Here is a 23,843-nt window from a genome sequence, read left to right on the forward strand (position 1 = left end):
ACCACTGCCCGGGCGGCCTGGTGACGCAGCCGCCACAGCGTGCAGTCGGTTCGGCGTCCAGCACGACGCTCACGGCGCGGCCCCGGGACAGGGCCCGCCGCCGCAACACCCGCCCCGTACCTGCCTCGTGCGCAGGTGCCGGGCCCCTCCTCAGTCGTCACTTCCCGCCTGCGCTCACGGGCTCCGCTCCTCGGGAACCCCTTCGCACGGGATCCATTCTCTGGAGTCTCGCGATGGACCGTAAGTCCACCCCTGACCTCTCAACCGATGTCTCCACCGTCCCCAAGGTCTCCACCTCCTCCACCGGTTCTCCGCCGGCCGGGGCGCCCCAGGCCCTTGCCACCGTGGCCGTCGTCGGCCTCGGCACGATGGGCACCGGTATCGCCGAGATCCTCACCCGCGCGGGCCGCGAGGTGATCGGCATCGACATCGACGACGCCGCCGCCCGCCGGGCCGTCGCGGCGCTGGAGGCGTCCACCGCGCGGGCCGTGCGCCGGGAGCGCGCCACCGAGCGCGAGCGGCAGGACGCGCTGGCGCGCTTCCGTACGTTCCGCGATCTCCAGGCCGCCGCCGAGGCCGATCTCGTCATCGAGGTCGTGCCGGAGGAGTACGAGCTCAAGCGGCAGGTCTTCACCGCGCTGGACGGCATCGTGCGGCCCGACGCGATCCTCGCCACCGGCACCAACGCGCTGTCCGTGACCCGGCTGGCCGCCGACTCGGCGCACCCCGAACGCGTCCTGGGCCTGCACTTCTTCAACCCGGCGCCGGCCATGAAGCTGGTCGAGGTGGTCTCCTCCGTCCTGACCGCGCCGACCGCCGTCACGGCCGTCACCGAGCTGGCCCGGGAGCTGGGCAAGGACCCGATCGCGGTCGGCGACCGGCCCGGTTTCGTCGCCGACGGGCTGCTGTTCGGCTACCTGAACCAGGCCGCCGCGATGTACGAGTCCCGGTACGCGACCCGCGAGGACATCGACGCCGCGATGAAGCTGGGCTGCGGCCTGCCGATGGGCCCGCTGGCGCTGCTGGACCTGATCGGCGTGGACACCGCCCGTACGGTCCTGGAGGCCATGTACGCCGCCTCCCGCGACCGGCTGCACGCGCCCGCGCCGATCCTGGGCCAGCTCGCCGAGGCGGGGCTGACCGGCCGCAAGGCGGGCCGCGGCTTCTACACGTACGAGGCGCCGGGCAGCGCGGTGACCGTGCCGGACGACCGGACGCCCACCACGGCCCAGGACCTGGACGCCGGGCGCACGGTGCGCAGCGTCGGGGTGGCCGGGTCCGGGACGATGGCGAGCGGCATCGCGGAGGTCTTCGCGAAGGCCGGTTTCCAAGTGGTGCTGGCGGCCCGCAGTCTGGAGAAGGCCGAGGCGGCCAAGGCGCGGATCGCCAAGTCCCTGGACCGCTCGGTGGCCAAGGGGCGGCTGACCGCCGAGGCACGGGAGACCGCCCTCGCGGCGGTGACCGCGGCCGGGTCGCTGGAATCCTTCAGCGACGTGGACCTGGCGGTGGAGGCGGTCGCCGAGGACCTGGGCGTCAAGCAGCAGTTGTTCGCGACGCTGGACAAGGTGTGCAAGCCGGGCGCCGTGCTGGCCACGACGACCTCCTCGCTGCCCGTGGTGGCCTGTGCGCGGGCCACCTCCCGCCCGCAGGACGTCGTCGGCATGCACTTCTTCAACCCGGCGCCGGCCATGAAGCTGGTGGAGGTCGTGCGGACGGTCCTGACCGCGGACGACGTGCACGCGACCGTGCGCGCGGTCTGCGCCCAGGTCCGCAAGCACCCGGTGGACTGCGGGGACCGCGCCGGGTTCATCGTGAACGCGCTGCTGTTCCCGTACCTGAACAACGCGGTCAAGATGGTCCAGGAGCACTACGCGACCCCGGACGCCATCGACGCCGCGATGAAGCTGGGCGGCGGCTACCCGATGGGCCCGTTCGAACTGCTCGACGTGGTGGGCCTGGACGTGTCGCTGGCCATCGAGAAGGTGCTGCACGCCGAGTTCCGCGACCCGGGGCTGGCGCCGGCGCCGCTGCTGGAGCACCTCGTCGCGGCGGGCTGCCTGGGCCGCAAGACCGGCCGCGGCTTCCGTGAGTACGCCCGGCGCTGACGCGCGGCGGACGGCCCGGCCCGCGGGCGGCGGATGGGGCGGGCTGCTGGAACCCTCCGGCGGCCCGCGCCCGCGCGAAGGGGCCCGTGCGACGGCTGATGCCGCAGGCCGCGGGAATATGCAGTACCGTCCCCACATGTCCCAGCCCGCCCGTACGCAGCCGTCCGACGGAACCGAAGCCACCACTCCCGGCACCCGGAGGGCCGCCGCCCAACGTCTGAAGATGCGCCGCGAACTGGCGGCCGCCGCGATGGAACTGTTCGCTGCCAAGGGCTACGAGGCGACGACGGTGGACGAGATCGCGGCCGCGGCCGGCGTCGCCCGCCGCACGTTCTTCCGCCACTTCCGCTCCAAGGAAGAGGCGATCTTCCCGGACCACGACGACACCCTCGTACGGGCCGAGGCCGTCCTGGACGCCGCGCCGGCGCACGAGAACCCGCTCGACACGGTCTGCCGCGGCATCAAGGAAGTCATGCGGATGTACGCGGCGTCCCCCGCCGTCTCCGTGGCGCGCTACCGGCTGACCCGGGAGGTGCCCACCCTCCGCGAGGCCGAGATCGCCTCGGTGGCCCGCTACGAGCGGCTCTTCACCCGCTACCTCCTCGGCCACTTCGACGAGGGCGCCCACCACGAGGGCGACGACGACCCGCTGCTGGCCGAGGTTGCCGCCTCGGCCGTCGTCACCGCGCACAACCACGTACTGCGGCGCTGGCTGCGGGCGGGCGCCGAGGGCGACGTGGAGGCCCAGCTCGACCACGCCTTCGGGATCGTCCGCGCCACCTTCGGCACGGGGATCGGCGCGGGCCGCGGGCTGGGCGGGGACCACCAGGAGCCCCCGGCGCGGGCCGCGCGGCAGGGCGAGGTGCTGGTCACGGTGGCGCGTACGGACGCGCCGCTGGACGAGGTCATGCGCACGATCGAGAAGGCGCTCAAGCAGCGGTCCTGAGGTGCCGGCAGGGTGTTCGAACAGCTCCGTACGTCTACGCAGCCCTGGCGCTGGGGGTGGCATGTGCCACGTCCGGGGCCAGGGCTGCCGAGTGCCGCACGTCCTGTTTAGAGCGACATTTCACCATTCGCAGCAGCCAGCAGGCCGCTCATGCGTGCCCCCCGGATGACATCTGAGAGAAATTGTTGGCACTCAGTGTCTTGTCGACTGGCACGCGGTGTCATACGTTGATGTTGTCCGGGCGGCCGGAGCGCGGCGAACCACCGCACTCCGGCTGTCCCAGCAAGCCATTCGCGCCTGCCCGCCCGGACGCCTGCGTCACAGGCACCCTCACCGCGCTCACCCGCGCTGCCGGAACACCCCTCAGCCGAACCGACGGCATCGCCTCTGCTCCACCCCCGACGTTCCCTCAAGCCGTTTCCCTCGACTGGCTTCGCCGGAGGCACACCGTGAACCAGATACTTGACGCGATCCTCGCGCCAGAGAGCACCCGCGAAGACTTCGCCGCTCTGCCCCTGCCCGACTCCTACCGCGCGGTGACCGTGCACAAGGACGAGGCCGACATGTTCGACGGCCTCCCCACCAAGGAGAAGGACCCCCGAAAGTCGCTGCACGTCGAAGAGGTGCCGGTGCCCGAACTGGGCCCGGGTGAGGCCCTGGTGGCCGTGATGGCCTCCTCGGTCAACTACAACTCGGTCTGGACCTCGATCTTCGAGCCGATGTCCACGTTCGGGTTCCTGGAGCGCTACGGCAAGCTGTCGCCGCTCACCAAGCGCCACGACCTGCCGTACCACGTCATCGGCTCCGACCTGGCGGGCGTCGTGCTGCGCACCGGCCCCGGCGTGAACGCCTGGAAGCCCGGCGACGAGGTCGTCGCGCACTGCCTGTCCGTCGAGCTGGAGTCCGCCGACGGGCACAACGACACGATGCTCGACCCCGAGCAGCGCATCTGGGGCTTCGAGACCAACTTCGGCGGCCTGGCCGAGATCGCGCTCGTCAAGTCCAACCAACTGATGCCCAAGCCGGACCACCTGAGCTGGGAGGAGGCGGCCGCCCCCGGGCTGGTCAACTCCACCGCGTACCGGCAGTTGGTGTCCCGCAACGGCGCCGGCATGAAGCAGGGCGACAACGTGCTGATCTGGGGCGCCAGCGGCGGACTCGGCTCGTACGCCACGCAGTTCGCGCTGGCCGGCGGCGCCAACCCGATCTGTGTGGTCTCCAGCGACCAGAAGGCGGAGATCTGCCGGAAGATGGGCGCCGAGGCGATCATCGACCGCAACGCCGAGGGCTACCGGTTCTGGAAGGACGAGCACGAGCAGGACCCGCGCGAGTGGAAGCGCTTCGGCAAGCGCATCCGTGAGCTGACCGGCGGGGAGGACGTGGACATCGTCTTCGAGCACCCGGGGCGCGAGACGTTCGGCGCGAGCGTCTACGTCACGCGCAAGGGCGGCACGATCGTCACCTGTGCCTCCACCTCGGGCTACAACCACGAGTACGACAACCGCTACCTGTGGATGTCGCTGAAGCGCATCGTGGGCTCGCACTTCGCCAACTACCGCGAGGCGTGGGAGGCCAACCGCCTGATCGCCAAGGGCAAGATCCACCCGACGCTGTCGAAGACGTACACCCTGGAGGAGACCGGGCAGGCGGCGTACGACGTGCACCGCAACCTCCACCAGGGCAAGGTCGGCGTCCTCGCGCTGGCCCCCGAGGAAGGCATGGGCGTGCGGGACGCGGAGAAGCGCGCGCAGCACATCGACGCCATCAACCGGTTCCGGAACGTCTGATCCGGACGGACGGACCCCGAGAGTACGGACCAACATGACCGAACGTCACAAGGATCGTCCGTGGCTGATGCGGACCTACGCCGGGCACTCCACCGCTGAGGCGTCCAACGCGCTCTACCGGCGCAACCTCGCCAAGGGCCAGACGGGCCTGTCGGTCGCCTTCGACCTGCCGACGCAGACCGGTTACGACCCGGACCACGTCCTCGCCCGCGGTGAGGTCGGCCGGGTCGGGGTCCCCGTCTCGCACCTCGGCGACATGCGCCGGCTGTTCCAGGACATCCCGCTGGAGCAGATGAACACCTCGATGACGATCAACGCCACGGCCATGTGGCTGCTGGCGCTGTACGAGGTGGTCGCCGAGGAACAGGGCGCCGACATCGCCGAGCTGTCGGGCACCACGCAGAACGACATCGTCAAGGAGTACCTCTCGCGCGGGACGCACGTCTTCCCGCCGGGCCCGAGCCTGCGGCTGACCACCGACATGATCACGTACACGGTGGCGCACATACCGAAGTGGAACCCGATCAACATCTGCAGCTACCACCTGCAGGAGGCGGGCGCCACGCCGGTGCAGGAGATCGCGTACGCGATGAGCACCGCGATCGCCGTGCTCGACGCCGTACGGGACTCGGGGCAGGTGCCGGCGGAGAAGTTCGGTGACGTGGTGGCGCGGATCTCCTTCTTCGTGAACGCCGGGGTCCGGTTCATCGAGGAGATGTGCAAGATGCGCGCCTTCGGCCGCATCTGGGAGCAGGTCACCCGCGAGCGGTACGGCGTGGAGAACCCCAAGCAGCGCCGCTTCCGCTACGGCGTGCAGGTCAACTCCCTCGGCCTGACCGAGGCGCAGCCGGAGAACAACGTCCAGCGGATCGTCCTGGAGATGCTGGCCGTCACCCTCTCCAAGGACGCCCGCGCCCGCGCCGTACAGTTGCCGGCCTGGAACGAGGCGCTGGGCCTGCCCCGGCCCTGGGACCAGCAGTGGTCGCTGCGCATCCAGCAGGTGCTGGCCCACGAGTCGGACCTGCTGGAGTACGAGGACATCTTCGCCGGGTCGCACGTCATCGAGGCCAAGGTCGCTTCCCTGGTCGAGGAGAGCCTGGCGGAGATGGCCCGGATCGAGGAGATGGGCGGGGCGATGGCCGCCGTCGAGTCCGGCTACCTGAAGGCGCAACTGGTCTCCTCGCACGCCGAGCGGCGGGCCCGGATCGAGGCGGGCGAGGAGAAGATCGTCGGCGTCAACTGCTACGAGTCGACCGAGCCGAACCCGCTCACCGCCGACCTGGACACCGCCATCATGACCGTCGACCCGGACAACGAGGCGGGCGTGGTGCGGGCGCTGCACCGGTGGCGCGACGAGCGCGACGAGGCACGGGCGCAGGAGTCCCTGTCGGCGCTGAAGAAGGCCGCGGCCGGGGACACCAACCTGTTCGCCGCGACCCTCGAATGCGCCCGCGCGGGCGTCACCACGGGCGAGTGGGCCTGGGCCCTGCGGGACGTCTTCGGCGAGTTCCGGGCGCCGACCGGCGTCTCGGGCGCGCCGCTCGCCGTCACCGCGGAGGCCGGCACGCCGCTCGCCGCGGTCCGCGCCAAGGTCGAGCGGACCGCCGCCGACCTGGGCACCGGGCGGCTGCGGCTGCTGGTCGGCAAGCCGGGGCTGGACGGCCACAGCAACGGCGCGGAGCAGATCGCCGTACGGGCCAGGGACGCCGGCTTCGAGGTCGTCTACCAGGGCATCCGCCTGACGCCCGAGCAGATCGTCACGGCGGCCGTCGCCGAGGACGTGCACTGCGTGGGGCTGTCGATCCTGTCCGGCTCGCACGCCGAGCTGGTGCCGGACGTGCTGCGGCGGCTGCGCGAGACCGGCGGCGGCGACATTCCCGTCATCGTCGGCGGCATCATCCCCAACGCCGACGCGGCGGCCCTCCGGGAAGCCGGAGTGGCGGCCGTGTTCACCCCGAAGGACTTCGGTATCACGGAGATCATCGGCCGTATCGTCGACGAGATCCGTACCGCGAACAAGCTCGACCCTCTGGAGGTCCCCGCGTGACTGTCAACCGCCTTCGCCCCCGCCGTTCCTGCCTCGCCGTGCCCGGCAGCAACCCGCGCTTCCTGGAGAAGGCCCAGGGCCTCCCCGCCGACCAGGTCTTCCTGGACCTGGAGGACGCCTGCGCGCCGCTGGCCAAGGAGGGCGCCCGGCACACCATCGTGGACGCGCTGAACAACGGCGACTGGTCCGGCAAGACCCGCGTCGTGCGGGTCAACGACTGGACGACGCACTGGACGTACCGGGACGTCATCACCGTCGTCGAGGGCGCCGGGCAGAACCTGGACTGCATCATGCTGCCCAAGGTCCAGGACGCCCAGCAGATCGTCGCGCTGGACCTGCTGCTCACCCAGATCGAGACGACGATGGGCTTCGAGGCGGGCCGGATCGGCATCGAGGCGCAGATCGAGAACGCCAAGGGCCTGGTGAACGTGGACGCCATCGCCACCGCGTCGCCGCGCCTGGAGACCATCATCTTCGGCCCGGCCGACTTCATGGCCTCCATCAACATGAAGACGCTGGTCGTGGGCGAGCAGCCGCCCGGGTACGGCGCGGACGCGTACCACTACATCCTGATGCGCATCCTGATGGCGGCCCGCGCCAACGACCTCCAGGCGATCGACGGCCCCTACCTCCAGATCAAGAACGTGGACGGCTACAAGGAGGTCGCCGGGCGCGCCGCGGCGCTGGGCTTCGACGGCAAGTGGGTGCTGCACCCGGGTCAGGTCGAGGCGGCCAACGAGGTCTTCTCGCCGTCGCAGGAGGACTACGACCGTGCCGAGCTGATCCTCGACGCGTACGAGTGGCACACCTCCGAGGCGGGCGGCAAGAAGGGCTCCGCGATGCTCGGCGACGAGATGATCGACGAGGCCAGCCGCAAGATGGCGCTCGTCGTCAGCGGAAAGGGCCGCGCCGCCGGCATGACCCGTACCTCGAAGTTCGAAGCCCCGGAGGCGTGACCGCGATGCAGTTCGGCCGTACCTACGAGGAATTCACCGTCGGGGACGTCTACAAGCACTGGCCGGGAAAGACGGTCACGGAATACGACGACCACCTGTTCTGTCTGCTCACGATGAATCACCATCCGCTGCACATGGACAGCAACTACGCCGAGCGGACCACCGACTTCGGCAAGAATGTCGTGGTCGGCAACTACATCTACTCGCTGTTGCTGGGGATGTCGGTGCCGGACGTGTCGGGCAAGGCGATCGCGAATCTGGAAATCGAGTCGCTGAAGCATGTGGCGCCCACTTTTCACGGGGACACGCTCTACGGCGAGACGACGGTGCTCGACAAGACGCCGTCGAGGTCCAAGAGCGACCGCGGGATCGTGTACGTGGAGACCAAGGGCTACAAGCAGGACGGCACCCTGGTGTGCGTCTTCCGGCGCAAGGTGATGGTGCCCACCGCCACGTACGTCAAGGAGCGCGGCGGCGAGCAGCCGGGCCGCCCGGAGCTGCGGGAACCGGCCCGTAAGGAGAAGTGAGATGAGCGGACGCCTCGCGCAGACCGAGGGCCTGACGGACATCCAGCGGGAAATCCTCTCGACGGTCCGTGACTTCGTCGACAAAGAGATTCTGCCGGTCGCCACCGAGCTGGAGCACCGCGACGAGTACCCGACGCGGATAGTCGAGGGGCTGAAGGAACTCGGCGTCTTCGGGCTGATGATTCCGGAGGAGTACGGGGGCCTCGGCGAGTCGCTGCTGACGTACGCGCTGACGGTGGAGGAGATCGCCCGCGGCTGGATGAGCGTGTCGGGCATCATCAACACGCACTTCATCGTGGCGTACATGCTCAAGCAGCACGGTACGCAGGAGCAGAAGGACTATTTCCTGCCGAAGATGGCGGCGGGTGACATCCGTGGCGCTTTCTCGATGTCGGAGCCGGCGCTCGGCTCGGACGTCTCGGCCATCACGTCCAAAGGCGTGGCGGACGGCGGAGATTATGTACTGACCGGTCAGAAGATGTGGCTGACCAACGGCGGTTCGTCAACTCTCGTAGCGGTGCTGTGCCGTACGGACGAGGGCCATCCGGAAGGCACCGCGCCGCACAAGTCGATGACCACCTTCCTCGTCGAGAAGGAGGCGGGCTTCGGTGAGGTCCGGCCGGGGCTGACCATTCCCGGCAAGATCGACAAGATGGGCTACAAGGGGGTCGACACCACCGAGCTGATCATGGACGGGCTGCGCATCCCCGCCGACCGGGTCCTCGGCGGACAGACCGGACGTGGCTTCTATCACATGATGGACGGCGTCGAGGTCGGCCGGGTGAACGTGGCCGCGCGGGGCTGCGGCGTCGCACAGCGCGCCTTCGAGCTGGGCGTTTCGTACGCGCAGCAGCGGCACACCTTCGGCAAGCCGATCGCCCAGCACCAGGCGATCCAGTTCAAACTTGCCGAAATGGCCACAAAGGTGGAAGCGGCCCATGCGATGATGGTCAACGCCGCACGCAAGAAGGACTCCGGTCAGCGGAACGACCTGGAAGCGGGCATGGCCAAGTACCTGGCCTCCGAGTACTGCAAGGAGGTGGTGGAGGACGCGTTCCGCATCCACGGCGGCTACGGCTTCTCCAAGGAGTACGAGATCGAGCGCCTCTACCGGGAGGCACCGATGCTCCTCATCGGTGAAGGTACCGCCGAGATCCAGAAAATGATCATCGGCCGACGGCTGCTGGAGGAGTACCGAATCCAGGGGTGAACGCCCGATTTGGGGCGTTTTATTCAGGACGAAGATCACACCCCGCCCGCGCGCTTCGGCCACGGATTGGCGCTGGCTCTTGGCCAGTTGCCGCCCGCAACCGATACCATCCCGGGAAAGCCGCCGTCCCCCATTGCATATGCGGCATCCTCCGCTACGAAGGTCATCCATGCCCCACAGCCAATCCTCTGCACAACGCGGTCGTGTCCGCCTCGCGCGCGGAGCGTCGCCGTGGCTTCTGCCGACCGTCGCGACGGCGGCGGTCAGCCTGGCCCGTTCCCGTCGCTCGGGACGCTGGGCAGCCGCCGCCGTGCCCGCCACCGCCCTGGCGGCGGGCATGCTGTGGTTCTTCCGCGATCCTGAGCGGGAGATCGCTCAGGGCCGGGTCATCTCCCCGGCCGACGGCGTGGTGCAGAGCATCATGCCGTGGAAGGACGGGCGCACCCGCGTCGCGATCTTCATGAGCCCGCTGAACGTCCACGTCAACCGCGCGCCGCTGGCCGGCACGGTGACGTCCGTGGAGCACATCCCCGGCGGGTACGTCCCGGCGTTCAACAAGGAGAGCGAGAACAACGAGCGGGTCGTCTGGCACTTCGACACCGAGCTCGGCGACATCGAGATGGTGCAGATCGCCGGGGCCGTGGCCCGCCGTATCGTCCCCTACGTGCCCCAGGGCTCGAAGGTGGAGCAGGGCGAGCGCATCGGCCTGATCCGCTTCGGGTCACGCGTCGACGTCTACCTCCCGGCGGGTGTCGAGGCCGCGGTCGAGGTCGGCCAGGCCACCACCGCGGGGGTGACACGCCTTGACCGTGATTGATCCCGACACACAGCCCGGCTGGGTCGCGGAGGTCGAGGAGGACGACGCGGCCGACGACATGCCGCTGTCGACGCGGTTGTCGATAGCGGACACGCTCACGCTCGGCAACGCGATCTGCGGCTTCATGGCCGTCTACTTCACCACCACCGGCGTCCTGATCCCGCACCTGACGGGCAACGAGGACGGCGGGATGGCCCGGCACAGCGCCGCCATGGCGGTGATCCTGATGCTGCTGGCCTCCATCTTCGACCTGTTCGACGGGCTCGTCGCGCGCAAGCTGCGCGCCTCGGCGATGGGGGCCGAGCTCGACAACCTCTCCGACCTGATCAGCTTCGGGCTGGCGCCGGCGTACTTCGTCGTCACCTGGGGCATGGTCGCCCCGGACTCGCACCAGCGGGTCTCGGTGGTCGCGGCGGTGGTGGTGCTGCTGGCGGTGGTGCTGCGGCTGGCCCGGTTCTCCTGTGTGACGCTGCGTGACGGCATCTTCCAGGGGATGCCGAGCCCGTTCGGCGCGCTGACCGTGGTCGCGATCGTCCTGCTGGAGCTGCCCTTCGTGCCGACGCTGCTGGCGATCATCGGGGTGGCCTGGCTGATGGTGAGCCGGGTCGAGTACCCCAAGCCGCGGGGACGGCTGGCGGTGGCGATGCTCAGTTGGATCGTGCTGAGCATGGGGATGCTGGCGGCCTGGGCGCTGGACGCCCCCGGTGGCCAGATGCTGCTGCAGACCGGTTGCTCGCTCCAGATCGTGCTGGGTGCGATGATCCCGGTCTTCGCGACGGCCCGTCGCGTCAACACCTTCCGCGACAACCGCCGTGAGGCGCGCAGCGCACAGATTCAGTAGCGGTGTCCGGTCCCCGGACCGGAAAGGCCCCCGCCGAGCGCATCAGCTCGGCGGGGGCCTTTTGTCGTATCCGGATGCACGCGGGCGCAGGGGGCGCACCGTGAGGCCGGTGAGCCCCTCGGCGCGCTCCCCGGCCCGTAGGTCAGCACCCTCAGGCCGTACGTCAGCGGCTCGGAACCGTACGTCGGAGCCTCCGGCCGTACGGCCGCGGCCTCACAGTAGGAAGTCCCGCCCCAGCGCCTCCGCCGCCCGCTCCAGGAGGGGGCCCGCCTCGGCCATGCAGCGGGCCGGGTCCGGCTCCAGGTCGGTCAGCGGGTAGGCGCGGCGGATGCCGGCCCGGCCCAGGGCCTCCGGCGGCAGGGCCAGGCGGCCGCAGACCGCCGCCACCTCCAGGCCCGCCGCCCGGGCCGCCGCCGCGACGCCCACCGGGGCCTTGCCGTGCAGGGTCTGCTCGTCCAGCGACCCCTCGCCGGTGACGACGAAGGTGGCGCGGGCCAGCGCCGGCCCAAAACCCAGCACCTCCAGCATGACGTCGATGCCCGGCCGGAAGACGGCCCCCAGGCCGACCAGGGCGCCGTAGCCGATGCCGCCCGCCGCGCCCGCGCCGGGGGCGGCGGCGTGCTCGGCGGCGCGGGGCCCGACCGCGGTCTCCAGGACCTTCGCGTAGTGGGCCAGGGCCGCGTCCAGCGCCGCGACGTCCTGCTCGCTCGCGCCCTTCTGCGGCCCGTAGACGGCGGGGGCGCCCTTGGGCCCGGTGAGCGGGTTGTCCACGTCGCTGGCGAGGACCACCTCCGTACGGGCGAGCCGTGGGTCCAGGCCCGAGAGGTCGGCGGTGGCCAGGTCGCGCAGCGGCCCGCCGCCCGGGGCGAGCGGGGTGCCGGCGGCGTCCAGGAAGCGGGCCCCGAGGGCGGCGAGCATGCCCGCGCCGCCGTCGGTCGTGGCGCTGCCGCCGACGCCGAAGACGATGGTGGTGGCGCCCGCGTCCAGCGCCGCGCGCAGCAGCTCGCCGGTGCCGTACGTGGTGGCCGTGAGCGGCGCGAAGCGGCCCTCCGGGAGGTGCTGGAGGCCGGACGCCTCGGCCATCTCGACCACGGCCGTGCCGTCCTCGTGGAGCGCGAAGGTGGCCGCCACCGGGTCGCCGACGGGTCCGGTGACCCGGACCTCGTGCCGGGCGAAGCCCGCCGCCAGGGCGGCCGCGACCGTGCCGTCGCCGCCGTCCGCGACCGGGACGGACTCCACCGCCAGGCCGGGTACGGCACGGCGCAGCCCGGCCGTGACGTGCTCGGCGACCTCGACGGCGGTGAGCGAACCCTTGAATTTGTCCGCGGCGACCAGCACCCGCGGTGCCCGGTCCTGGTCTGCCGCCGGTGTCCTTGCTGCGTCCGCCACTGTCTCCCCTTGCTTTCGAACTGGCAGTCGCGCCGCTGCGACCTTATCCGGCGGGGACCGTGGCGAACAGGGAGCGGATGCCCCGGTCGGCGCGCCAATCCGGCGAAGCATCGTTTTTCCGGCCATAGTGGGACGCCATGAGCGTGCAGACGTCCGAGGAGCCGACGCCGCATTCCGTACCGGGAGACGCGGCGCACGATCCGCCGCCCGATCTGGTCCTGGTCGGTGCCGGGGTCGCCGCGGTGCTCGCGGTGGTGGCCTGGGCGGCGCTGGGCAAAAAGAATTTCGAATCGGTCACCGATAGCGCGCTGAATTGGGTGCTGGGCAATTTCGGCTGGCTGTTCGTGGTGGCCGCCGACGTCTTTCTCGTCCTGTGCTTCCTCATCGCCTTCAGCCGATTCGGCCGTATCCGGCTCGGCAAGGACGACGCGGAGCCGGAATTCGGCAATCTCGCGTGGATCGCGATGATGTTCAGCGCCGGCATGGGTATCGGCCTGATGTTCTACGGCGTGGGCGAACCGCTCCAGCACTACGTCACTCCGCCGCCCTCCAGCGGCGTCACCCCGCACACCGGCGCCGCGGCCCGTACCGCGCTGGAGTACTCGTTCTTCCACTGGACCCTGACCCCGTGGGCCATCTACGGCATCGTCGGCCTGGCGCTGGCCTACGCGGGCTTCCGCAAGGGCCGCAGCAACCGGCTCAGCTCCGCCTTCGTCCCGCTGGTCGGCGAGCGGCGGGCCGGCGGGCGGCTGGGGCACCTCATCGACCTGCTGGCCGTCTTCGCGACCGTCTTCGGCACGGCCACCAGCCTGGGCCTCGGCGCCCTCCAGGTCAGCAAGGGGCTCCAGCTCACCACGGGCACCTCGGACAGCACGGCGGTCCAGTTGATCATCATCGTCGCGCTCTCCGCCGCCTTCGTGGCGTCCGCCTTCTCCGGCCTGCACAAGGGCGTCAAGTGGCTGTCCACCCTGAACATCGTGCTGGCCGCCCTGCTGATGCTGTTCGTCTTCGTGCTCGGCCCGACGGTGTACGTCCTGGACAGCATCCCGGCGAGCGTCGGCGGCTACCTCGACGACCTGCTGCCGATGGCCTCGCGCACCGGCGCCTTCACCGACGCGAGCTGGCTCGGCACCTGGACGATCTTCTACTGGGCGTGGTGGCTGTCCTGGGCCCCGTTCGTCGGCACGTTCATCGCCCGTATCTCGCACGGGCGCACCGTCCGGGAGTTCCTGATCGGCGTCCTGCTGGTGCCCAGCGGCGCGACGATGATCTGGTTCTGCGTGATGGGCGGCAGCGCGATCCGGCTGGACGCCAGCGGCCTGGCCGACCTCGCGGGCAACGCGAAGGACGCGGAGGCGTCGCTGTTCGGCATGCTGGACGCGCTGCCCGCCGGGACCGTCACCTCCTGGGTGGCGATGATCCTGGTCATGACGTACTTCATCACCAGCGCCGACTCGGCGTCCCTGGTGATGGGCTCGCTCACCAGCCGGGGCGCGCTGCACCCGAGGACGTGGCTGGTGGTCACCTGGGGCATCCTGATGGCCGCGGTCGCCGCGGTGCTGCTGGTGGCCGGCGGGCTCGGCGCGCTCCAGACGGCGACGATCCTGGTCGCGCTGCCCTTCGTGTTCGTGATGCTGGCGCTGTGCTGGGCACTGCTCAAGGAACTGCGGGAGGACCCGGGCGCCGGCCCGGCGCGGCACCACGCACTGCACGGCCTGCGCAACGCGGTACGCGCCATCGTCGGCGAGACCATCACCGAACAGGGCCCGACCCGGCACCCACGACTGCGGCGGGCGGCGGACTCCAAGCGGACGGGGGACGACACGGGGGCGTCGGGGCAGGGGCCGACGGGGGTGTAGGGGCGCGGGGGACTCACCCGTTCGGGTGTGTGCGGCCGGGGACGGCGTCCAAGGCCCCGGCCGGCACCGCGACGGCCCCGGCAAACGCCCCACAGGCCCGCCGTCCGACCCGGCTACGCTCACCGCATGACCACGGACTACGCCACCTATATCGCCGGTCTTCCGCGTGTGCTCGCGGGGGCCGGTGTCATCTTCCGCGACGCCGACGGCCGGGTGCTGTACGTCGAGCCGAACTACCGCGACACCTGGAACCTGCCCGGCGGCACCGTCGAGTCCGACGCGGGCGAGTCGCCCCGCCAGGCCGCGCGGCGGGAGACCGCCGAGGAGATCGGCCTGGACATCGAGCCGGGCCCGCTGCTGGCCGTCGACTGGGTGCGCGGCACCGGCCGACCGCCCCTGGTGTCGTACCTGTACGACGGCGGAGTGCTGGCCCCGGACCAGTTGGCGGCCGTCCGGCTCCAGGAGAGCGAGCTGCTGTCCTGGTCCCTGCTGTCGTGGGAGGAGGCCGAGCCGCGGCTGTCGCCGTCGATGGCGCTGCGGGTACGGGCCGCGCTGGACGCGCTGGCGCGGGGCCGCGGGCCGGTGGAGCTGGAGGACGGGGTCGCACCCGCCGCCCCTTGACCTCAAGCCCGCTTGAAGTTGCATCGTCGCCGTATGACGTTTCTCCCGGATTCCGCGGTCCGGCCCGGCCGCCTGGCAGTGGGCGTGGTGCTGCCCTCGCCCGCCGTGCGGCGGGAGCAGAAGCTCCCGCTCACCGAGGCGGCCCGGCACGCGGAACTGGCCGGGCTCGACCTCGTCGCGTACGGGGACCGGCCCGCGGCCGGCGCACCGGCCCTGGACACCGCGGTGGTACTGGCGGCGGTGGCCGCGGCGACCGAGCGGATCACCGTCGTCGGCGCGCTGTACACGCCGGGGCTCCGGCCGCCGTCCCAGGCCGCCGAGCAGATCGCGAGCCTCCAGCAGATCGCGGACGGGCGGCTGGTGTTGGGGGTGGGGACGGGCGGCGGCCGGGAACGGTGGGCTGCCGCAGGGATTCCGTACGAGGAGCGGGAGCGCCGGACCGACGCGGCGCTGCGGCTGCTGCCCCGTCTGCTCGCGGGCGAGCGGGTGCCGCTGCCGCACGGGCCCGGCTACCCGGTGGTGGAGCCGGAGTTCGCCGTGCCGATGCCGCCCGTCTGGATCGGCGGCACCTCGCGCGCCGCGGTGCGGCGGGCCGCGCTCCTGGGCGACGGCTGGTTCCCTTCCCTGGCGTCGGCCGCCCAGGTGGCCGAGGGAGCCGTGCACCTGGCCGAACTCTCCGCCGCGCTCGGCCGCCCGGCCCCGGCCGTCATCGTCGGCACCAGCGGCGCCCTCGGTACGGCACCCGGCCTGCCCACCGGCGCGGACCTCGCCACGGAACTCGCCACGGCCCACGGCGTCCCGCCCGAACGCCTCGCCGGCGTCCCGGTGACGGGCGGCGCCCGGGAGGCGGCGGAGCGCCTGCACCGATACTGCGGCGCGGGAGTCACCCGCGTCCTGCTGGACATCGCGGGCGGCGACTGGCGCCATCAGGTGGAGTTGCTGGCGGATGTACGGGATCTGTTGCGCTGACGGGGCGCCCGGACGCCGCTGTCATGGGCGGGTAACGGGCGTTCTAGGCTTCGCGTATGGATAAGGCAGCGGCTACCAGGGCGGACGGGACTTACGAGGACTACTGGGCGAGGGGTGGCGCGGCTGCCCTGGCCGAGGTGCCCGGCGTCGTGGGCGTGACGCTCGGCGGCAGCCGGGCCCGGGGGACGCACCGGCCGGACTCCGACTGGGACTTGGGGGTCTACTACCGCGGCGAGGTCGGCCTCGCGGGCCTGGCGGACCTGGCCGCCGAGATCACCGGGACGCCGGTGGAGATTCACCCGCCGGACGCGTGGGGTGCGTGGGTCAACGGCGGGGCCTGGCTGGTGATGCCGGACGGCACCCCCGTGGACTGGCTCCTGCGGGATGCCGACCGGGTGCAACGGGTGTGGCGGGAGTGCCAGGCGGGCCGGTTCGAGATCGGCGCCCAGGTGGGGCACCCGCTGGGCTTCTGGTCCCCCGCGTACGCGGGGGAACTGGCCCTGTCCCGGGTACTCGCCGACCCCAGCGGCGAGCTGGGCCGCCTCAAGGAGGAGATGCGGGAGTACCCGGAGCCGCTGCGCGCCGCGCTGACCGGAACGGCGGTCTGGGACGCCGGGTTCTCCGTCGCCATGGCGCGCAAGTCCCAGGCGTCCACGGACACCTTGCACGTGGCCCTCTGCCTGGCGCGGGCGGTCGGCGACCTGACCCAGGCCCTGCACGCCCACCACCGGACCTGGTGCATCAACGAGAAGGGCGCGCTCGCCGCCGCTGCGGCGATGCCCGGTACACCGCCCGGGTTCGGGGAGCGGGCGAGTGCCCTGCTGGGCGAACTGGGCCGTAGCGCAACGGAGTTGGGGCGGACGCTGGAGGCTGCGGAGTTGCTGGTCGCGGAGGTGCGTGCCGTGGTGGAGGGCGACGCCTGAACACCCGAGGGCCGAGTGCTCGCTTCAGCCGAAGAGAGCCTGCTGCCCGCCCGGGTCCTCGGCTCCCCGCCCCTCCCCGGCCCCGCCCCGCTCGAAATCCAGCAGGCGGCGCTTGCGGTCGAGCCCGCCGCCGTATCCGGTGAGGCTGCCGCTCGCCCCGATCACGCGGTGGCAGGGGATGATGATGCCGATCGGGTTCTTCCCGTTGGCGAGGCCCACCGCACGAGCGGCGGAGGGCCGGCCGAGGCGCGCCGCGAGCTGCCCGTACGAGAGCGTCCCGCCGTACGGGATGTCGCACAGGGCGGCCCAGACGCGGCGCTGGAACGGTGTCCCCCGGGGCGCCAGGGGCAGGTCGAAGGCGGTGAGCGCGCCGTCGAAGTAGGCGCGCAGTTGCCGTACGGCCGCCGCGAACGGCGGGGCCTCCAGGTCCTCCGGCGGGCCGAAGGACTCCTGAGGCGGGCGGTGGCGCTGGTCGGTCATGTAGAGGCCGGCGAGGGCTTCGCCCTCGGCCACCAGGGTCAGCGGGCCGTACGGGGTGTCGGTCAGGACGGCGTGGCAGCGCTCGCCGCCGGTACGGGTGGGCACGGGATCGGACATGGTCGCCTCAGTCGGTGGGGAGGTGGTTGATGGGGTGGTCGTCGGTGGCCCACAGGTACTGGACCGCGTACGCGCGCCACGGGCGCCAGCGCGCCGAGTGCCGTACGAGCGCCGCCGGGGTGGCCGGCAGCCCGAGGTGGGCGGCGGCGCGGCGCAGGCCCAGGTCGGTGGGGGTGAAGGCGTCGGGGTCGCCGAGAGCGCGCATGGCGATGCACTCGACGGTCCAGGGGCCCACGCCCGGCAGCGCCGCGAGCTGCGCGCGGGCCCGTTCCCGGTCGCTGCCGACGCCGAGCTGTACGGCGCCGTCGGCGAGGGCCGCGATCATGCCAGTGAGGGTGGCGCGCCGGGTACGCGGCATGGCGAGCGTCTCCGGGTCCAGACCGGCCAGCTCAGCGACGGAGGGGAAGAGGTGGGTCAGGCCGCCCGCCGGGTCGTCGATCTTCTGGCCGTGCGCGGTGACCAGCCGGCCCGCGTGCGTACGGGCCGCGGCGGTGGACACCTGCTGGCCCAGTACGGCCCGTACCGCGAACTCGTCCGCGTCCGCGGTGCGCGGCACCCGCCGCCCCGGCGCCTTGCGGACGAGCGGCGCCAGGACGGGGTCCTCGGTCAGCAGCCCGTCGACCGCCTCCGGGTCGGCGTCCAGGTCGAGCATCCGGCGGCAGCGGGCGATGGCCCCGGCGAGGTCGCGCAGGTCGGTGAGGGACAGCCGGCAGTCGATGTGGCCGGGGCGCGGGGCCAGGGCGACGATGCCGTGCCCGTACGGGAGGGCGAGCGTGCGCCGGTACGCGCCGTCCCGCCACTCCTCGACCCCGGGTACGGCGGTCGCGGCCAGGTGGCCGAAGAGGTTGTCCGGGCAGAGCGGCTGCCGGAAGGGCAGCCGCAGGGCGAGTGCGCCGGGCAGGGCCGTGGCGGCCCCCGGCCGGGCGCGCCGCCGCAGCTCGGTGGGCGCGAGCGCGAACACCTCCCGTACGGTGTCGTTGAAGGTGCGGATGCTGGCGAACCCGGCGGCGAACGCCACGTCGGCCATGGGCAGTTCGGTGGTCTCGACGAGCAGCCGCGCGGTCTGGGCGCGCTGCGCGCGGGCCAGGGCGAGCGGCCCGGCGCCCAGCTCGGCGAGCAGTTGCCGTTCGACCTGGCGGGTGCTGTAGCCGAGCCGGGCGGCCAGGCCGGGTACGCCCTCCCGGTCGACGACGCCGTCGGCGATCAGCCGCATGGCGCGCGCCACGAGGTCGGCGCGCTCGTCCCACTGGGGCGAGCCGGGGCTGGCGTCCGGGCGGCAGCGCTTGCAGGCGCGGTAGCCGGCCTGCTGAGCGGCCGCGGCGCTCGGGTAGAAGGTCATGTTCTCGGGCTTGGGCGGCACCACCGGGCAACTGGGACGGCAGTAGATACGTGTGGTGCGCACCGCCGTGTAGAACCAGCCGTCGAACCTGGCGTCCTTGGACTGCACGGCGCGCAGACAGCGCTCGAAGTCGGTGTGCATGCATCCAGCATCCGGCAGCCGTACCGGCTCGGCTGGCGGTTTTCCGACATCAGCGTCCGGTGACCAGTCCGGCTGCCGACGACCTGCCGGGTGGCATACGGCACCCGGCGACGATTTGCGCCGGGCCGGGGGCGGTGTGCGAGAGTTGACCACCCGGTCGGCCGGGCGCGCACGGGTGCGCAGCCGCTGCCGGGACCCCCTACTTCAGACGAACGGTTCCGGCCGCGCCGCCAGCGTGTCCGGAGTCGTTCCCCTCCCTACGTCCTTCTCAGAGAGTGATGCAGGCAACGACTCTTCTCCCCCGGACCGAGGACCTGTTCACCCAGGGCCTGGAGCTCCAGGAGGGCGCCGCCCTCCTGCGTTTCGGCGCCGCCCGGCAGCGGCCCGCCGACCGGAGCAGTTGGTGCAACAGCGGCGCTGTCGCCTGGCTCGACGCCCCCGAGGGCACGTGTGGAGCGTCGGCGAGGCAGAGGCCGCAGCCGGTCTCGTGCTGCGTGCCGCGCAAGGGTTTCCCGACCAGGTACGGGAGTTCACCGGCCCGCGCGGCACCGAGACGCTGGTCGCCCGCCATCTCGCGGTGACCGACGTCGTCGAGTGGATCTTCCGCTGGACGCTGGAGGAACCGGCCGTCCACCCTGCGGAGGACCGGGTGGTCACGCTCGACGAGAGCCACCACGACGAGCTGCTCGCCTTCCTCAACGAGCACAGTCCGGCCCACTCCACCGGCCCCGGCTCCGCGGACGTCAGCCTCTGGGCCGGTATCCGCGGCGCGGACGGGCGGCTGGTGGCGTGCGGCGCGATGAGCAGCCTGCGGGACAGCGGCGCGCCGCTGATGGCGTCCGTCGCGACCGACGCCGCCCAGCGCGGCCAGGGCCTCGGCGCCGCGCTGACCTCGTGGCTGACCCGGCACACCGTACGGCGGCACGGGTTCTGCACGCTGTGGCAGCTTGCCGAGAACGCGCCCGCCGAGCGGCTCTACGACCGGCTCGGCTACCGCAACGAGGACCCCTGCGTGTCCGCGCGGATCGCTTCGGCCTGAGCGGCGGGCCGTACGGCACCGGGCGGCGGGGCCCCGAGGGGCTTTCGGCCGGTGTCCGGGTTCAGCCCACCCGCGCCGCGAACGCCGCGTACGCCCGCTCGTCGAAGAGCACGAAGCGCACCTCCTCGACGGCCGTCTCCGTGGCCCGCACCGTCTCGACGGCGATGCGGGCCGCGTCGTCCAGGGGCCAGCGGTAGATCCCGGCGGAGATCGCCGGGAAGGCGACGGTACGGGCGCCCAGCTCGTCGGCGACCCGCAGCGACTCGCGGTAGCAGGAGGCGAGCAGGTCCGAGCGGTCCTCGGACCGCGCCCAGACGGGGCCGACGGTGTGGATCACCCAGCGGGCCGGCAGCCGGCCCGCCGTGGTCGCCACGGCCTGCCCGGTGGCCAGGCCCTTGCCGTAGTGCGAGGCGCGCAGCGCGCGGCACTCGGCCAGGATCTCGGGGCCGCCGCGCCGGTGGATCGCGCCGTCCACTCCCCCGCCGCCCAGCAGCGAGGAGTTGGCGGCGTTCACGACGGCATCGACCGGCTGCTCGGTGATGTCGCCCGCGACGAGCGTGAGGGCGGGCCGGTGAGGTGAGGGTGCGGTCATACGGCCATCATGGCCCGGCGCGCGGCCCGCCGTACGGGCCTCACGGTCCGCTGCCGCCGTACGGACCTCAGGGCCCGCTGCCGCCGTCGGCGGACGTGCCCTCCGCCCCGCCGGGCGGCCAGGTGATCTCGAAGTACCTCACCCGCTCGTCCTCCCCCACCGGCCGCATCCCGGCGGCCGCCATGACGTGCTGGGACGCGGTGTTGCCGAGGTCGGCGTCGCCCTTCACCCGGGTGACGCCGCGTTCCCTGGCGAGGCGCAGCAGCCCGCGCAGCGCCTCGGCCGCGTAGCCCCGGCCGCGCGCCTCGGGGACCAGTCCGTAGCCGATCGTGACGCAGCCGTCCGCGTCGGGCGGCCGGTGGAAGCCGAGGCTGCCGATGGCCAGCCCATCCGCCCGGCGGCGTATCTCATAGTCCCCGAACGGCTGCGGGTCGCCGGTGGCCGCGCAGTGGCCCAGGAAGTCGGTGGCGGACTCCACGTCCCCGTCGGTCGGATAGCCGGGCGCCCACCGCTCCCCGTCCGCCGGGGTCCGCGTCACCAGCCGCTCCGCCTCGGCGGCGGTCAGCGGGTGGAGCACCAGCCGCGCTGTCTGAAGATCGCTCATGACAGGGGAATTAGCACGCGCGGTGCGCGGGGCGCACGGGAGTTTCCGGCCCGGCCGCCCGTCGGTACCGTGACCGCCCGTCGGTACCGTGGCCGCCCGTCGGTACCGTGGCCGCCTGTCGGTGCCGCGGCCTCCCGTCGGTGCCGCAGGCTCCCGCACCGTCAGCCGCCCGCCGTGAGATAGCCGGTGATCATGGTGACGAGTTCGTCCTCCAGCCGGGCGGAGTCGACCGGGTCCGGCGCGGCGAGGAGCTGGTGGACGACGAGTTCGATGGTGCTCACCGCGAGCCGGGTGGCGGTGTACGTGTCCGCGACCCGGACCTCCGGGTGCCCGGCGAACAGCGCGTGGGCGTAGGCGATCCGCTCCCGCCCGTGCCGGGCGATCTTGTCGAGCAGCTCCGGGGACCGGGGCCCCTGCTCGGCCATGACGCGCAGCAACTGGGGGTCGTCGCGGTGGTTGCCGATCGAGGTGCGTACGAAGAGGCGGATGATCTCTTCGAGGGACTCGGGCGCCTCGCCGTCCTGGTGCCGGCCGGCGGCGGCTATCCCGGCGTCGAGGTGCCGGGTCAGCAGCTCCACCAGGATCGCGTCCTTGTTCGGGTAGTACTGGTACAACGAGCCGATCGACACCCGTGCCCGCGCGGCGATGCGGTTGGTGGTCCCCGCGGCGTAGCCGTACTCGGCGAAAACGTGAGCAGCGGCGGTGAGGATGCGCTGCCGGGTGGCTTCCGCGCGGGCCTGACGTGGCTGTTTACGTGGCTGGAGGCCGCGGCGGCCGGTGGTCATGGCTCCTCCTGGGCAGCCCGCGAATGCGAGTAGCAAAGACCTGAGCAATTGCTCACAATGGTGCCATGAGCTGCGGCGGAGCGGTTGCCGCCGCAGTTGTCGCGGAGCGTGAGGGGGTCGGGAGCGCCGCTGCCGCCCGCGCCCGTCCGCCGTGCCGCCCTCCCGGAAGGAGCCCTCATGACGCACGTCCGCACCCGCCCACGGCGACTGTCCCTGGCCGAGGTCCGCGCCCTGATCGGTGAACCCGAACCGATGCTGGAGAACAAGAAGATCGACCACATCGACCGGTTCGCCCGCATGTTCATCGCGCACGCGCCGTTCCTGTCGCTGGCCACCGCGGACGCGGCCGGGCGGGCCGACTGCTCACCGCGCGGCGACTACCCCGGGTTCGTGAAGGTCCTCGACGAGAACCTGCTCGCGATACCCGACCGGCCGGGCAACCGGATCGCCGACTCGCTGTGCAACATCGTGGAGAACCCCGAGGTGGGGATGCTCTTCATGGTCCCCGGGATGCGGGAGACGCTGCGGGTCAACGGCCGGGCCTACCCCACCGACGAGCCCGACGTGCTGGTCCGGATGCGTACCGAGGCCAAGGCGCCGGCCCTGGCGATCGTCGTCGAGGTGACCGAGGCGTACTTCCACTGCGGCCGGGCGCTCCTGCGGTCCCGGATGTGGGACCCGGCCAGCCAGGCCCTCGCCGACGAACTGCCGACCGCCGGGGAGATCGCCGCCGCGCAGTTCGGGGGCGACATCGCCCCGGAGCAGTTCGAAGCCGTCCTCGAAGCGTCCTACCGGAAGCTCTTCTGACCGTGCCGGAAAGGGAACCATCCATGCAGCGGACCCTCCTCGACCGTATCGACCCGGTCGCCGAGGACGTCGTCTCCCTCGTCCTGCGCGGCGCCGACGGCCCTCTGGCGCCCTGGGAGCCGGGCGCCCATGTCGACGTGGCCCTGCCGAACTGGCTGACCCGGCAGTACTCCCTCTGCGGCGACCCCGCCGACCGCGAGACCTACCGCGTCGCCGTACGGTACGACCCGCTCAGCCGCGGCGGCTCCGAGTACATCCACCGTTTCCTGCGCCAGGGCCGCCCGCTCGACGTGTCGCTGCCGCGCAACAACTTCCCCCTCGATCCCGCGCCGGGTTACCTCTTCCTCGCCGGCGGGATCGGCATCACCCCCGTCCTGCCGATGCTGCGGGCGGCGACCGCGGCGGGACTGCCCGCCTCCCTCGTGTACGCGGGCCGGGCGGCCGCCACCATGCCCTTCGCCGAGGAACTGCGCGCGGCCTACGGGGACGCCGTACGCATCGTCACCACGCAGCAGCACGGCAGGCCGGACCTCGCCGCGCTGGCGGCGGAGCTGGCCCCCGGCACCCTGGTCTACTGCTGCGGGCCGGCCTCCATGCTCACGGCGGTGGAGGCCGTCTTCCCGGCCGGGCAACTGCGTACGGAGCGGTTCCAGCCGGCGCCCAAGGTCTTCGCCCCGGACCAGGCGTTCGAGGTCGCGTGCGCCCGGTCGGGGCGGACGGTCCAGGTGGATGCCGACGATTCGCTGCTGAACGCTCTCCAGCAGGCCGGGGTCCCGGTGTCGTCGGGGTGCCGCGAAGGCGTCTGCGGGAGCTGCGAGATCACCGTCCTGGAAGGCGAGGTCGAGCACCGGGACGACGTCGGCGCCGACGAGGGCCGGATGTTCGCCTGCGTCTCCCGCGCGCTGGGCCCGCGGCTGGTGCTGGACCTCTGAGCCGTACGAC

The 23,843-nt window shown here is 72.2% G+C and carries 21 protein-coding genes and 1 pseudogene; 16 read left to right on the forward strand and 6 right to left on the reverse strand.

All coding sequences use genetic code 11. The annotated features are described in order from the left end of the window. Positions 1 to 233: 233 nt before the first annotated feature. The 9 genes and pseudogenes from EJG53_RS07285 to pssA all read left to right on the forward strand — a co-directional run bounded on the left by EJG53_RS07285 (position 234) and on the right by pssA (position 11,236). Positions 234 to 2,105: a 3-hydroxyacyl-CoA dehydrogenase family protein gene (locus EJG53_RS07285; protein ID WP_125044156.1), complete on the forward strand. Its 1,872-nt coding sequence runs from the start codon at positions 234 to 236 to the stop codon at positions 2,103 to 2,105. Positions 2,106 to 2,241: 136 nt separating this feature from the next. After that, positions 2,242 to 3,051, forward strand: a complete 810-nt coding sequence (locus tag EJG53_RS07290) for a TetR family transcriptional regulator (protein WP_031009834.1) — start codon at positions 2,242 to 2,244, stop codon at positions 3,049 to 3,051. Between the two features lie 449 nt (positions 3,052 to 3,500). Continuing rightward, on the forward strand, positions 3,501 to 4,838 hold the full coding sequence (ccrA, locus tag EJG53_RS07295) for a crotonyl-CoA carboxylase/reductase (RefSeq protein ID WP_125044158.1): 1,338 nt from the start codon (positions 3,501 to 3,503) through the stop codon (positions 4,836 to 4,838). A 16-nt stretch (positions 4,839 to 4,854) separates the two neighbouring features. Further along, positions 4,855 to 6,885 (forward strand): annotated as a pseudogene (locus EJG53_RS07300) (protein meaA); the annotation flags it as partial. Further along, positions 6,882 to 7,841: an HpcH/HpaI aldolase/citrate lyase family protein gene (locus tag EJG53_RS07305; RefSeq protein WP_125044160.1), complete on the forward strand. Its 960-nt coding sequence runs from the start codon at positions 6,882 to 6,884 to the stop codon at positions 7,839 to 7,841. The pseudogene EJG53_RS07300 and the gene EJG53_RS07305, both read left to right, overlap by 4 nt. Before the next feature lie 5 nt (positions 7,842 to 7,846). After that, on the forward strand, positions 7,847 to 8,368 hold the full coding sequence (locus tag EJG53_RS07310; protein WP_031009839.1) for a MaoC family dehydratase: 522 nt from the start codon (positions 7,847 to 7,849) through the stop codon (positions 8,366 to 8,368). A gap of 1 nt (position 8,369) precedes the next feature. After that, entirely contained in the window at positions 8,370 to 9,578 is a 1,209-nt protein-coding gene (locus tag EJG53_RS07315) for an acyl-CoA dehydrogenase family protein (RefSeq protein ID WP_125044161.1), read from the forward strand. Between the two features lie 169 nt (positions 9,579 to 9,747). Continuing rightward, a complete protein-coding gene (locus tag EJG53_RS07320; protein WP_030020415.1) occupies positions 9,748 to 10,395 on the forward strand; it encodes a phosphatidylserine decarboxylase in 648 nt (215 codons plus the stop codon). Next, complete coding sequence (pssA, locus tag EJG53_RS07325; protein ID WP_174856379.1) at positions 10,382 to 11,236, forward strand: CDP-diacylglycerol--serine O-phosphatidyltransferase; 855 nt, start codon at positions 10,382 to 10,384, stop codon at positions 11,234 to 11,236. Before EJG53_RS07320 ends, pssA begins: the two co-directional genes overlap by 14 nt. A gap of 213 nt (positions 11,237 to 11,449) precedes the next feature. On the opposite strand, the gene EJG53_RS07330 is transcribed toward pssA, so the two are convergent. Further along, entirely contained in the window at positions 11,450 to 12,574 is a 1,125-nt protein-coding gene (locus tag EJG53_RS07330; protein ID WP_125049223.1) for a glycerate kinase, read from the reverse strand. A gap of 188 nt (positions 12,575 to 12,762) precedes the next feature. Between EJG53_RS07330 and EJG53_RS07335 the strand changes: the two genes are divergently transcribed. The 4 genes from EJG53_RS07335 (at position 12,763) to EJG53_RS07350 (ending at position 16,997) form a co-directional block, all read left to right on the forward strand. Beyond that, positions 12,763 to 14,484, forward strand: a complete 1,722-nt coding sequence (locus EJG53_RS07335; RefSeq protein ID WP_125044163.1) for a BCCT family transporter — start codon at positions 12,763 to 12,765, stop codon at positions 14,482 to 14,484. Between the two features lie 126 nt (positions 14,485 to 14,610). After that, the gene (locus tag EJG53_RS07340) at positions 14,611 to 15,105 is read left to right on the forward strand and encodes an NUDIX domain-containing protein (protein ID WP_125044164.1); all 495 of its coding nucleotides are present in this window, start codon (positions 14,611 to 14,613) and stop codon (positions 15,103 to 15,105) included. A gap of 33 nt (positions 15,106 to 15,138) precedes the next feature. Then, a complete protein-coding gene (locus EJG53_RS07345; RefSeq protein ID WP_125044165.1) occupies positions 15,139 to 16,074 on the forward strand; it encodes an LLM class flavin-dependent oxidoreductase in 936 nt (311 codons plus the stop codon). Positions 16,075 to 16,130: 56 nt separating this feature from the next. Continuing rightward, on the forward strand, positions 16,131 to 16,997 hold the full coding sequence (locus tag EJG53_RS07350; RefSeq protein WP_125044166.1) for a nucleotidyltransferase domain-containing protein: 867 nt from the start codon (positions 16,131 to 16,133) through the stop codon (positions 16,995 to 16,997). Positions 16,998 to 17,021: 24 nt separating this feature from the next. Here the strand turns inward: EJG53_RS07350 and EJG53_RS07355 are convergent, their stop codons facing one another. Together EJG53_RS07355 and EJG53_RS07360 are read right to left on the reverse strand one after the other, a co-directional pair. Then, positions 17,022 to 17,594 (reverse strand): methylated-DNA--[protein]-cysteine S-methyltransferase, encoded by a 573-nt coding sequence (locus EJG53_RS07355; RefSeq protein ID WP_125044167.1) that lies wholly within the window; start codon positions 17,592 to 17,594, stop codon positions 17,022 to 17,024. Between the two features lie 7 nt (positions 17,595 to 17,601). Further along, complete coding sequence (locus EJG53_RS07360; protein ID WP_125044168.1) at positions 17,602 to 19,074, reverse strand: DNA-3-methyladenine glycosylase 2; 1,473 nt, start codon at positions 19,072 to 19,074, stop codon at positions 17,602 to 17,604. Positions 19,075 to 19,522: 448 nt separating this feature from the next. Between EJG53_RS07360 and EJG53_RS07365 the strand changes: the two genes are divergently transcribed. Further along, on the forward strand, positions 19,523 to 20,113 hold the full coding sequence (locus tag EJG53_RS07365) for a GNAT family N-acetyltransferase (RefSeq protein ID WP_371858662.1): 591 nt from the start codon (positions 19,523 to 19,525) through the stop codon (positions 20,111 to 20,113). A gap of 61 nt (positions 20,114 to 20,174) precedes the next feature. Here the strand turns inward: EJG53_RS07365 and EJG53_RS07370 are convergent, their stop codons facing one another. The 3 genes from EJG53_RS07370 to EJG53_RS07380 form a co-directional block, all read right to left on the reverse strand. Next, positions 20,175 to 20,705, reverse strand: a complete 531-nt coding sequence (locus tag EJG53_RS07370) for an O-acetyl-ADP-ribose deacetylase (protein ID WP_125044169.1) — start codon at positions 20,703 to 20,705, stop codon at positions 20,175 to 20,177. Positions 20,706 to 20,772: 67 nt separating this feature from the next. Next, positions 20,773 to 21,309: a GNAT family N-acetyltransferase gene (locus EJG53_RS07375; protein ID WP_125044170.1), complete on the reverse strand. Its 537-nt coding sequence runs from the start codon at positions 21,307 to 21,309 to the stop codon at positions 20,773 to 20,775. A gap of 161 nt (positions 21,310 to 21,470) precedes the next feature. Further along, the gene (locus EJG53_RS07380) at positions 21,471 to 22,094 is read right to left on the reverse strand and encodes a TetR/AcrR family transcriptional regulator (RefSeq protein WP_125044171.1); all 624 of its coding nucleotides are present in this window, start codon (positions 22,092 to 22,094) and stop codon (positions 21,471 to 21,473) included. Positions 22,095 to 22,271: 177 nt separating this feature from the next. On the opposite strand from EJG53_RS07380, the gene EJG53_RS07385 reads away from it, so the two are divergent. Then, positions 22,272 to 22,901: an MSMEG_1061 family FMN-dependent PPOX-type flavoprotein gene (locus EJG53_RS07385; RefSeq protein WP_125044172.1), complete on the forward strand. Its 630-nt coding sequence runs from the start codon at positions 22,272 to 22,274 to the stop codon at positions 22,899 to 22,901. A 23-nt stretch (positions 22,902 to 22,924) separates the two neighbouring features. Next, entirely contained in the window at positions 22,925 to 23,833 is a 909-nt protein-coding gene (locus tag EJG53_RS07390) for a PDR/VanB family oxidoreductase (protein WP_125044173.1), read from the forward strand. The last annotated feature ends 10 nt before the right edge of the window (positions 23,834 to 23,843 follow it).

Source organism: Streptomyces chrestomyceticus JCM 4735, from assembly GCF_003865135.1.
GTDB classification, from domain to species: Bacteria; Actinomycetota; Actinomycetes; order Streptomycetales; family Streptomycetaceae; genus Streptomyces; species Streptomyces chrestomyceticus.